Genomic DNA, 11,252 nt, shown 5'->3' with positions numbered 1-11,252 from the left:
CGAGGCCGAATCGGCGCCGCTCCCCGTGATTTTGCGCAGCAGAACACAGGAAGCGGCGCAGCAGAGGCGAACAGGGCGAAGCGCCTTACAGCAGGCCGCCGCCTGCATAGGCCGCTTCGGCTTCCGGGCAGTGCGAAGCGATCACTTTCAGCCCGGGAAAAGCGGCGTGCATCCCGCGCAGAGCGTGGAAGCTGTCCGCGTAGGCGCGGCGGTCCGGCATGATGATGCCGGCAAGCGCGCTCGGCGGCCGGTCTTCCCGGTACGCGGCCGCCGACCAGGCGGCGTCGGCGCAGAGCAGGACCGGGCCGCGCTCCGTGCGCAGCAGCAGGCCGATCTGCCCGTAGGCGTGCCCGGGCAGATCGACGGCCAGCAGGCTGCCGTCGCCGAGCACATCGGTCACGCGGCGCCAGGCAAAACCGGGCAGGAAGCCGTCCGGCAGATCAATACGCGACTCCGCCGGGAAAGGGCGGGCCCGCCGGTCGAAATCGTCCGGCAGCAGCCCAGGCAGGAAGCCTCTCTTCACCGCGCCGATCCCCCGAAGCCTGCGCATCTTGTCGAGCGCCTCGCGCTCGTACAGAAATTCCGCCTGCGGGAAATCGCGGAGTCCCGCCACATGGTCCGCGTGAAAGTGCGAGATGATGATCCGGCGAATCCTTTCCGGCGGAATGCCTGCGGCGCGCAGACGTTCCGCCGCACTCTGCCCCGCGTCGAACTGCACCGGCGTCGTCATCCGGTACAGACGGGCCGGAAAAGGATCCGTTTCGCGGAAAAAGCGTTCCGAATAGCCCGTATCGAACAAGATGGAGCCGTGCTGCGGATGATCGATGCAGCCGAACAAAGCGGGAATGCGTACGCTGCGCAGACTTCCGCCCCGAATAGTGACCCATTCCGGATGCCTACAGCTGCCGGCGGAGAACAGCCGCAGCGAGACGGTCGGTGCCGGCTTTCCGGTCAGCGCCCACAAGCGGGCAAGCGGGCAGATAGCGGATGTGCCGGCCGCTTCGGAAGCCTCTTGAGTTTCGAACCGGCCGGAAGATTCAATCGCCCCGGCGGACGCAGCGATGTCGAACTCCGGTGCGGCTTCGCGTTTGATATTCAATCGATAGATCCTCCTTCCTGCGCTTTGTACCATTCGACAAAGCGATCAAGCCCTTCTTCGATACCGACAAGCGGCTTGTAGCCCAACTTCTCGCGTGCGGCGCCGATATCCAGCGTCTGGCTGCTCCCCAGCATACCGACCAGCGCACGGGTCAGCATCGGTTCGCCGCCGGAAGGCCTCAGCCTCGCCGCAGTTTCCATAACAGAAGCGGCCGCATACGCCGCGGCAAACGGCAGCTTCTTGATTCGAAGCGGGCGTTCCAGCTTCGCAAACAACCGCTCCGCCGCGTCCTCGAAAGCGATCGGCGCCCCCCCGCTCACATGATACAGGCTTCCCGGCGTTTCGTTCGGAGCGAAAGCCGCCAGCTTGAGTGCCTGAACCGCGTCGTCCACATAGGTCAGATCGATCAGTGCCCGCCCTCCGCCGATAAACGGGACTCCCGTCTGGCGGTTCGCTTCGATCAGCCGGGGCAGAATACTGCGGTCGCCGGGACCATACAAAGCGCGGGGCCGAATCACAAGGGTTCGGAGTCCGGCTCGGCGCGCCCGGTCGATCTCCCGCTCGGCCAACAGCTTGGTACGCGCATAGGCGCTGATCTGCTTCGCAGGCAGCGGATCGGTTTCCCGTACGCCGAGCCGTTCCCCTGTCCCGAAACAGAGGCTTGGCGTAGATACGTGTACCAACCGGGAGACTCCCGCGAGCAGACAGGCTTGGGCGATATTCGCCGTACCCGTTACATTGGCGGTCCAGAAATCGGCATCGCGTCCCCAGGAAGCGGAATGCGCACCGCAGTGAAGCGCAATATCGAATCCACCGGATACGGCGCGGTTCACCGCCTCCGCATCGCCAAGTTCCGTCCGGATAAACCGGATACCGTCCCTCTCCAATCTGCGGCCTGCTTCTTCGCCCCGTCCAAGCCCGGTTACTTCATGCCCATCTTCCACTAAGCTGCGCGCCAGACGGCCGCCCAGAAATCCGGTTGCCCCGGTCACCAGCACCTTCATTTGATTCCCTCCAGCTTCCCGATCCGATTTATTTTCGCCTTTTCTGCCTGTGTACAACTTTAGAAGACTGGATTTTAAAGGCTAATTCATAGAAACTGAGCGAGCTTATCCCCGGTTTTCGCTATTCTATCCCCGGTTTGGGTATAAGCCAGGCCGAAAACATCGTTTTTCGCACTTATCCACATGTGCGTAACCTTTTTCGCTAAAAGGCTTCTTCGCTCTTGTCCACACTCGTTCTGCCGCTTCCTTTTGGCAGGGGCGGCAGCGAATCGGCAGCCGGATCGCGGCGATCGGTCTTCTGCCGCTTATCGCCTTCGCTGCGTCCGTCGGACGTTCCCGCTCCGATCGGCTGGCCGTCCCAGCCGATATCCGACACCGATGCTTCGGACAAGGAACATCCGCTTGCCGCTGCCCGTCGGCGCAGTTCCAGCATCATCCGCAGCGCCTGCGGCAGCACCGGAGCGTCTCCGCGCCGAAGCAGGACATCGCGCGAACTGCGCAGATCCCGCAGCCAGGCGGCAAACGCCTTCGGCCGCGTCAGTTGACCGAGGCCGCTGCCCAGCATCGGCAGCAGCAGCATCGGCGTTTGCACCGGACAAGCCTCGATCGTTTCCCCGATCCGATCCGGCCGGGCCAGCGCATCAAGCAGATCCGGCGTTCGCGGAAGAGCCCCGCTGGACAAGGCCGCTCCTGCAGACCGCTTCGACCCGCCGCCCGCACTCTGCGGCGCCAGCAGCAGATGCACGCCGCTTGTGGCGCGCGGATTGCATTCGATCGGCAGCAGCGCACCTTCATCGGTCCGGATGAAGTCGAACGCCAGCTGACCGCTGAAGTTCGTCCGCTCCACGAAGCGGGCTACCCATTCCTGTACCTTCGGATCGGTGTCGGGCTTGAAGCAGACGGACGCTCCGCTTGCCGTCTGCGGCGCGCGGTACGCCGCGTGCGCCAGCAGCCGCCCTTCATGCGCGGTTCCGTACGTGCACAGCAGCTCGCCCCCGGCGTATCGCTGCGCCACCCAGACCCCGCCCGCGCTTCGGGCCTGCGCGCGGGCATCGTCCAGCGCCGCGTGCCTCGACAGCCTGGCCGAGAACCGGGAGAACTCCGGCTTCAGGATATAAGCCGGATCGCCAAGACGCGGCCGCGGAATCTCGCCCGCAATCCGCTCTTCTTCGCGCCCCTGCCTTCGGCGCCCGCCGTCCGCGAAGTCCAGCCGCACCGTCTCCGGCACGGCAAAACCCAGCCGCGCGCACAGCGCGATAAACGCCCACTTGCTGTGCAGTTCGCGCAGCATCCCAAGCGGGGGCGCCAAGACGCGGCAGTCCGGGCCGAAGTCGTCCCGGTAGGCGGAAATGTAGAAGATTTCCTCACAGGTCGGCAGCAGCAGACCGATCCGTTCCCTGCGCACGATCTCGCGCAGCGCGTCCGCATACCCTTCCGGGTCCTGCGCCGGAGGCGGGACGAGGAAGCTTCGCTTGACCGCGCGCGAAGCCGCGCACAGCGAATGCTCGAGGCTCTCGGCCGCGTACACCTCGGCGCCCCTCGCCGCAAAGCCGCGCGCCAGATCCAGCGCGCACGGCGCGCGGCCTCCCGTAATCAGTACGCGCAGTCCGTTCATCGCGTCCCCTCCTTCTTGGCCGATCTCATCTCCGGCTCAATAGATCAGCACCGCTCCGCCCAGCGACAGACCGGCCGAGGTACCGACCAGCAGTACCCGGTCGCCCCGATTCAGCCGGCCTTCGCGTACGGCTTTATCGAGACCCAGCGGAATCGAAGCGGCAATCACGTTCCCGTAATACGGAGCGACGTACAGCATCTGCTCTTCGGAAATGCCCAGTTTGCGCTGAAGCAGCCGCATCGCCATGACGCTTCCCTGATGCGGCACGACAAGTTTGAAATCGTTCATGGACAGGCCTGCTCCGCCCAGCAGTTCGCGCATGAAGTCGGGCAGCAGACGGGACGCCTGGCGGAAGATGGCTTCGCCGTCCATCGAGAACAGGTAATCGGCCGCCGTTTCTTCGCTGTATCCGGGAGCCGGAATCCCGCTTCCTCCGCCCCGGATTTCGGAATGGCGCGCACCGGCGCTGTGCGTCGTCATCCGGGCATGGAGAAGGCGCGACACTTCGCTATCCGCGGAACGTTCCACCACGGCTGCGGCGGCCCCGTCTCCGAACAGCGCCGCACTTTCCTTGTCCGACCAGTTCAGTCCTTTGGAAGCGATCTCGCTGGAGACGATCAGAATGCGGCGGTATCGGCCGGCATCGATCAGGTAAGACAAGGTATCGAGCGCGGTAACAAAGCTGAGGCACGTCGAATTGATATCAAAACACGGAACCCCGGATTCTTCTTCGCCCAATGCCCGCTGGATCAAAGCCGCCGTACACGGAATCGGCTGCTGCATCGTTCCGCTGGCGCAGACCAGACAATCGATATCCGCAAAAGTCAGACCCGCCCGTTCAAGCGCTTCCCTCGCCGCATTCGCTCCCATCTCCGACGCCGTTTCTTCACCCGCAAAGTGCCGGTTGGCTACGCTGGTCTTGCGCATGACCCACCCCGGCTCCGCTCCGATCCTGCGATCGATCTCTTCGGCCGCAATACCGATTCCCGGCAGATATCTGCCCGTACCCGTAATTTTGATATGACGCGCTCCCATAAGCGTTCCCCCTTATCTGTTGACTTCATTATACGCGTAAGCGTTCCCACATTCCCCTCAACGCAAAAAAACCGCTTTTGGTCCGCCACCTGCCGCTAGCAGGCCGTACCAAAAACGGTTTTTTGTCTGATGCCGATCACCTGTGCGATCTATGCCGAATCACTGCCGGTTGGCAGCTTACTTGCTCTCCGGTTTTGGATCTCCGGTCGGATTGGCCAGCACCGGAAGCATTTTCGTATCCCGCTTCATTGAAGACGAGCAGATTGGGCATTTGGGTTCGTCCTCGAACGAAAAATTGTCCCTCATCCAGCCTTTGCAGTCTTCCTTCTCGCAAGTCCATACCGCCGTGCTTTCTTTCACAAGTTCTTCGTCCTGCTTTTTACGAAAATACATGCTCGATGCCTCCCCGCATTTAATAGGGCCGCAGCCGGTCCCGGTTCTGTATCGGATTGCTCCGAATCGGATTAATTTGGATAAATTAATCCGATTCGAAGTATTCCAATGAAAAAGGACCGCTCTCAACCCATGGTTAAGAGCAGTCCGTTCTTTGGGTTCTTACAGTTTAGTTACGTTTTCGGCTTGTGGTCCGCGGTTACCTTCAACGATGTTGAATTCTACGCGTTGTCCTTCGTCGAGGGTTTTGAAACCGTCGCCTTGGATAGCGGAGAAGTGAACGAATACGTCGCTTCCGCCTTCAACTTCGATGAAACCGTAACCTTTTTCTGCGTTAAACCATTTTACTGTTCCTGTTTCCATTAGAGAAAACCTCCAAAAATTTGATTCCGAAACTTTGGAGTAGCTCCAAGTCCCGGCAACATGCATTTTTTATGCTCCGTGGGGATATAAAAAAATCACACATTGGAAAAGGTACCATAACCCATACATGACAACCCTTTCCAATGTGTAAATCAAGGATGCCCACTCGTTATTACCTATAATCTTACCACAGAGCCGATCCAAAAGCAAACGTTTCCTACATTAAACCTTCTTTCTTTTTCCATAAGCAAGCGAGCTAATACCGATTCCCGCTTCGTACAGCAGGATCAGCGGCAGCGTCACAATCAGCAGCGACAGCGCATCCGGCGGAGCGATAAATCCCGCAGCGACCACAAGGCCGAAATAGGCATACTTGCGGACGCGCCGCAGCGAAGCCGGAGTCACGATTCCGATCCGCGTCAGCAGCGTCAATAGAAGCGGCAGCTCGAACAGAATGCCAAAAGGAACTACCAGGCGCAGCATGAAGTCGAAATATTCGCGGATGCCGATAACCGGTTCCAGGCCCAGTTCCGCCGACAGTCCGAACATAAACCGCAGCATGATCGGAAATACGATCTCGTAGGCAAAAGCGGCCCCGATCAGAAACATCAGGAAGATGCCGCCAATATGCAGTCTTACGGCGCGGCGCTCTCCTTCGTACAAGCCGGGTTTGACGAACTGCCAGGTCTGATGCAGAATCAGCGGAAAAGTCAGAACGAGCGCAAACCAGAAAGCTGACTGCACCATGATAGCCAGCGCATCCGTCACCCGAAAAACATGCAGGGACATGCCCAGTTCCGCGCCCGACCGTTCGAGCAGACCGATCACCGGACGCGCCGCCCAGAATCCCGCGATGAACAAAAGCAGAAATACCCCGGCACAAATCAGCAGGCGCCGGCGCAGTTCGACAACGTGGGCCAGCAGCCCCATACGCGCCTCGTCAGGGAGAGTCGGGCCGCCCTCCCTCGTCTTCCCGGCCAACCGGCTCTTTCGCCAACGCGACTGCCGGTGCCGCTTCGGCGGATTTCCGCGCGGCCGCTCCCGACTCCTTGGCGGATTCGTCTCCGAGTCCCCGCGTCGCACTGCGGAACTCTTTCAGTGTTTCCCCGGCCGCACGACCAAGTTCCGGCAGTTTTTTCGGACCAAAGACCAGCAAGGCCACCCCAACTACCACCGCAATGCTTCCCGGCCCAAAAGCCATATCGAACGCCTCCACCTATCTATATATATTGATAATGATTATCACTTAATTCAAATAAACTCAGTATAGAGCGCGGCCTCCCCCTTGTCAAACCTTAATCCGTGATCGTTCATAAGCTCCGTTTTTTAGAAACGGTTTCAGTCGAATCCGCGCGGTTGAGGGGTTTGCTTCTGAGCACCTCTCCCCTTTTATTGTTAAAATTTTTACATTGACAAGGATCTTCCACGCTTCTATAATCGAGATACTTTTAACTAAATGATAATCATTATCATTCATAGAAGACCGTGTACATAGGAACGGTGTACATAAGAAAGGAAGATTTGTAAATGCGCAGTCCTCTCCCGCTTCTCCTTCCGTTCAAGTTTCGGATTCCGGCCGTTCTGCTGGCGCTGTTTCTGCTGCTCGGCGGCTTCGGCGGACAGGTCTCCGCTTCGGAAGACCTTCCGGATACGCAGGATGCGATCTCTGCCGTGGACGCCGCCCTGCTCCAGCTCGGCAGCGGCGACCTGGAAGCTTCCAAAGAAAAGTTCGCCCCGGTCAAATCGTGGTGGTCGCGCAGCAAACAGAGTACCAAGACCGACTCTGCCGCACTCGCAGCCGAGATCGGCAGCGGGATTGCCGACATCTCCTTGGCCTATATCGGCGGCGAACCCGACGAAATCCGTCCGAAGCTGGAGTCCTTCCGCCTGTCGCTTGTCAGCTATGCCGAAGGCTCCTATACCGACAATGACGGACGCACCCGCATGACGCTCGGCACCTATATCGCCAAGCTCGGAAGCGTCAAATCTTCGATCGAAGCCGGCGACCTGGAGAGCGCGACCAGCGGAGCGCGTGAGCTTCAAAACCAATGGCTGGCCGTGGAAGGCGAGGTGGTCGGACGTTCGGCTTCCGTCTACGCGAATACCGAACGCGACCTTGTCCTTCTGCCCGCCTACCTGTCCGATCCCGAGCAGCGCGCACAGGCCGTGCCGCTGCTCGTTGGCATGATCGATTCGCTGACCCCGCTCGCCGACGCCGGCTACAGCTGGATCGACGCGGCGCTGATCCCGATTCGGGAAGGGCTCGAAGCCCTGCTCGTGGTCGGTTCGCTGCTGGCGTTCGTCCGGAAATCCGGATCTTCGCGCGGCCAGCGCTGGATCGTCGGCGGTTCCGCGGCCGGCCTGCTGGTTTCGATCGCCGCCGGCGCAGGCGTATCGCTGCTGCTCTCCGCTTCCGTATTCGGGGCGGGCAACTCGCTGCTGAACGGCTGGACCGGCATCGCCGCCGCCGTCATGCTGCTCTACGTAGGCTATTGGCTGCACCGCAGCTCCGATATCCGGCGTTGGAACGAGAAGCTCAAGGCCAACAGCCGCCAGGCTCTCTCGGGCGGACGGATGTTTTCGCTGGCTCTGCTCGCTTTTCTGGCTATCGTACGGGAAGGCCTGGAGACCGTAATCTTCCTGATCGGTCTGGCGGGACGGATGCCGGGCCGCGAGCTTCTGCTGGGCATCGGAGCCGGATTCGGCGTACTGGCCCTGGTCACGGTCGTCATCTTGAAGCTGGGCGACCGGCTTCCGCTCCGGCCTTTTTTCCTGATCTCGAGCGTCGTTGTCTTCTATCTGGGCTTCAAATTCCTCGGCTCGGGTATTCACAGCCTACAGATGGCGGGCTTGATTCCTTCGACCACCGAAAATTACCTGCCGTCGGTCGCTTCGATCAGTCTCTATTCCTCCTGGTACAGCACGCTGCCCCAACTGCTGCTTCTGCTGGCCGCCCTGGCTGCTTATCTCCGTCCGCTGTTGACCCGGCGGAACCGGCAGATGGCCTGAACCGATCTGTCCTTTTTCCCTATCCCTATTTTATGGAGGTTACATCCATGTCCGATTCTCAACGCCTGAACCGCAATGAACAACCGCCTCGCCGCAAGCTTCCTTTTGCGATTATCTCTTCCGCGGCACTCGCCGCCATGCTTGCGCTCAGCGCCTGCGGCACGGAAGCCCAAGCACCGGCCGAAGCTGCGCAGACCGCTCCCGCCGCAGCCGACGCCGAAGCTTCGGCCGGGACGCCTGCACCGGCTGCCGAAGCTCCCGCTGCGGAATCCGATGACGCGGCGACAGCCGCCGTACGCGAAGGCGCACAGAAAATGAAAGACGAAACCTCCAAGTTCCAGGAAGCGCTCACGGCCAAAGACGATGCCAAAGTCAAACAACTGAGCGGCTCGATCAACGATCTGTGGCTGTCTTACGAAAATACGGTGCGCGACCAATTCCCGCTGCTGTACACCGAAGTCGAGAAGTACGAAATGCCGATCTTTTCCGCGTCCGCCTACGACAAAATGGATTACGCTTCGCTGACCGACAACGCCGGGAAGCTGCAGGGGGCGCTGGACAATCTGCTGACGGCCAAACAGACCAGTGCCGCCGCGTCCGAAGTGCTGGCCCAGGCGGTTGACGGTTACGAGACGTATGTACGCGAACAAACGGACCTCTTCGTAAAAGAAACCCAGGTGTTCGCGGATGCGGTCAAAGCCGGCGATATCGAAGCCGCCAAAGCGGCTTACCCGACATCGCGTACCTACTATGAAAATATCGAACCGATCGCGGAAAGTCTGGGCGACCTCGATCCGAAGATCGACGCACGGCTGCCGGACGTGGAGAGCGAAGAGCAGTGGACCGGTTTCCACCGGATCGAACGCGCGCTGTGGGAAGACGGCTCGCTGGAAGGCCAAGGCAAATACGCGGATCTGCTGATGACGGACGTCAAAGCGCTGCAGGCCAAAGTATCCGAACTCAAGCTCGAGCCCGAAGCGATGGTCGCCGGCGCGATGGAACTGCTGAACGAAGCGGCCACCTCGAAAATCACGGGCGAAGAAGAAACGTATTCGCATACGGATCTGGTCGATCTGGCCGCGAACGTGGAAGGCTCCAAAGCTGTTTATTTCGCCATGATCCCGGCACTGAACGACGGACACCAGGAACTGGCGGATCAGCTCGACAAACAGTTCCAGACCATGGAAACGACGCTGGCCCAATATAACAAAGACGGACAATATACGCTTTATACCGATCTCAAGACGGAACAAATCCGGGAGCTGAGCGATCAGCTGTCGCAGCTGTCGGAACTGATGTCGCAGACGGCGAAAATTCTGTAAGTCTGAACAGACTCGGGGGAGAAACGGCATGAAGAAGGGAAACGGAATGAACAACGGGGATGATACGGTGAAACGAAGCACAGAAGAACCGGGTGCCAAAAAAGGATACACGCGGCGCGAAATGCTGAAAATGTCCGCTGCCGCGGGCGGGGGCATCGCTCTGGGCGCAAGCGGACTGGGCGCCATCATGAAAATGCTCGGAACGACGGAAGCGCCTCCGGCTTCTTCGGGCGGAGGCGCCGCTTCGGCGTCGGCCGCGAACGAACGGCTGGACTTTTACGGCGAGCATCAGGCCGGGATCGTCACTCCGCAGCAGACCTATATGTATCTGGTCGGCTTCAAGGTGACGGCACCGGACCGCAAGACGCTGGTGGGCCTGCTGCGGGACTGGACGCGCTTTTGCGATCTCAGCACGGGCGGCTCTTCCGCCGTCGAAGCGGGCGGCCGTCTGCTGCCGCCGAGCGACAGCGGCGAAAGCGTCGATCTGCCGGCTGCAAGACTCAGCATCACGTTCGGCTTCGGTCCATCTTTCTTCTCGCAGGATGGACAGGATCGCTTCGGGATCTCCGCGAAGGCCCCCAAGTATCTTCAAGATATCCCCCGGATGCCCAAAGACCGGATCGACGAATCGCTGTCGGGAGGCGATATCTGTATTCAGGTCTGCGCCGAAGATCAGCAGGTCGCTTTTCACGCGGCGCGCAATCTGATCCGTTTGTCGGCTTTTACCGCTTCCGTGCTGTGGATGCAGGAAGGCTTTATCAGCTCGCCTCCGGGCAGCACGCCGCGCAATCTGTTCGGCTTCAAGGACGGCACGGCCAACTCGCTGCACGATTCGAGTGCCGGCTACGATGACGTCGTCTGGTGCGGCGACGACGAACCTTCCTGGATGCGCGGCGGAAGCTATCTCGCCTACCGCAAGATCCGCATGCTGCTCGAAGTCTGGGACCGTTCTTCGCTGAAAGACCAGGAAGACACGTTCGGCCGCCACAAAGACTCCGGCGCCGCCTACGGCAGGAGCGGCGAATTCGACGCCGTCTCGCCTGCCGAACTGCCTGCGGACTCGCATGTCCGCCTCGCCAAGCAGGACGGCGCACAGATGCACCGCCGCGCCTATTCCTATACGGGCGGGATCGATGCCCGCACAGGCAATGTCGACGCCGGGCTGCTGTTCCTCAGCTACCAGCGCAACCCGGACAAGCAGTTCGTGCCCATGCTGCGTCTGATGAGCCGGATGGACAAGCTGAACGAGTATACCGCGCATATCGCCAGCAGCTTGTTTGCCTGCCCGGGCGGCTGGAAGCCCGGCGAGTACGTGGGCCAGCGGCTGCTGGAAGGGTAAACCCCATTGCCACGAACCCCAAAGACCCCTGTTTTCTTCATCCAGAAGAAAACAGGGGTCTTTGTCAAGAGAT

Annotated in this window: 10 protein-coding genes and 1 pseudogene; 3 read left to right on the top strand and 8 right to left on the bottom strand. The window is 60.4% G+C overall.

The genetic code is table 11. The annotated features are described in order from the left end of the window. Positions 1-85: 85 nt before the first annotated feature. The 8 genes and pseudogenes from HRQ60_RS05550 to tatA form a co-directional block, all read right to left on the bottom strand. Positions 86-1,099 (bottom strand): MBL fold metallo-hydrolase, encoded by a 1,014-nt coding sequence (locus HRQ60_RS05550; protein ID WP_246281140.1) that lies wholly within the window; start codon positions 1,097-1,099, stop codon positions 86-88. Next, positions 1,096-2,103 (bottom strand): NAD-dependent epimerase/dehydratase family protein, encoded by a 1,008-nt coding sequence (locus tag HRQ60_RS05545; RefSeq protein ID WP_172194639.1) that lies wholly within the window; start codon positions 2,101-2,103, stop codon positions 1,096-1,098. The genes HRQ60_RS05550 and HRQ60_RS05545 overlap by 4 nt, the downstream gene beginning before the upstream one ends. A gap of 202 nt (positions 2,104-2,305) precedes the next feature. Then, entirely contained in the window at positions 2,306-3,718 is a 1,413-nt protein-coding gene (locus HRQ60_RS05540; RefSeq protein ID WP_172194638.1) for an ATP-grasp domain-containing protein, read from the bottom strand. Between the two features lie 36 nt (positions 3,719-3,754). Next, complete coding sequence (locus HRQ60_RS05535; protein ID WP_172194637.1) at positions 3,755-4,753, bottom strand: beta-ketoacyl-ACP synthase III; 999 nt, start codon at positions 4,751-4,753, stop codon at positions 3,755-3,757. A 177-nt stretch (positions 4,754-4,930) separates the two neighbouring features. After that, the gene (locus HRQ60_RS05530) at positions 4,931-5,146 is read right to left on the bottom strand and encodes a cold-shock protein (protein WP_172194636.1); all 216 of its coding nucleotides are present in this window, start codon (positions 5,144-5,146) and stop codon (positions 4,931-4,933) included. Positions 5,147-5,308: 162 nt separating this feature from the next. Next, the gene (locus HRQ60_RS05525; protein WP_018976919.1) at positions 5,309-5,509 is read right to left on the bottom strand and encodes a cold-shock protein; all 201 of its coding nucleotides are present in this window, start codon (positions 5,507-5,509) and stop codon (positions 5,309-5,311) included. Between the two features lie 222 nt (positions 5,510-5,731). Next, positions 5,732-6,439 (bottom strand): twin-arginine translocase subunit TatC, encoded by a 708-nt coding sequence (tatC, locus tag HRQ60_RS05520; RefSeq protein WP_172194635.1) that lies wholly within the window; start codon positions 6,437-6,439, stop codon positions 5,732-5,734. A 115-nt stretch (positions 6,440-6,554) separates the two neighbouring features. Next, positions 6,555-6,710, bottom strand: a pseudogene (tatA, locus tag HRQ60_RS23595) (twin-arginine translocase TatA/TatE family subunit); the annotation flags it as partial. A 326-nt stretch (positions 6,711-7,036) separates the two neighbouring features. On the opposite strand from tatA, the gene HRQ60_RS05510 reads away from it, so the two are divergent. Genes HRQ60_RS05510 through efeB form a run of 3 tightly spaced genes read left to right on the top strand, consistent with a single transcriptional unit; the run spans position 7,037 to position 11,179 of the window. Continuing rightward, positions 7,037-8,518 (top strand): FTR1 family iron permease, encoded by a 1,482-nt coding sequence (locus tag HRQ60_RS05510; RefSeq protein ID WP_172194633.1) that lies wholly within the window; start codon positions 7,037-7,039, stop codon positions 8,516-8,518. Between the two features lie 47 nt (positions 8,519-8,565). Then, the gene (gene efeO / locus HRQ60_RS05505; protein WP_246281138.1) at positions 8,566-9,840 is read left to right on the top strand and encodes an iron uptake system protein EfeO; all 1,275 of its coding nucleotides are present in this window, start codon (positions 8,566-8,568) and stop codon (positions 9,838-9,840) included. Positions 9,841-9,886: 46 nt separating this feature from the next. Further along, positions 9,887-11,179, top strand: a complete 1,293-nt coding sequence (gene efeB / locus HRQ60_RS05500) for an iron uptake transporter deferrochelatase/peroxidase subunit (protein ID WP_172194632.1) — start codon at positions 9,887-9,889, stop codon at positions 11,177-11,179. Positions 11,180-11,252: the final 73 nt, after the last annotated feature.

It is taken from the genome of Saccharibacillus qingshengii (genome assembly GCF_013185195.1).
Lineage (GTDB): Bacteria > Bacillota > Bacilli > Paenibacillales > Paenibacillaceae > Saccharibacillus > Saccharibacillus qingshengii.
This window is presented reverse-complemented; position numbering and strand designations above follow the sequence as displayed.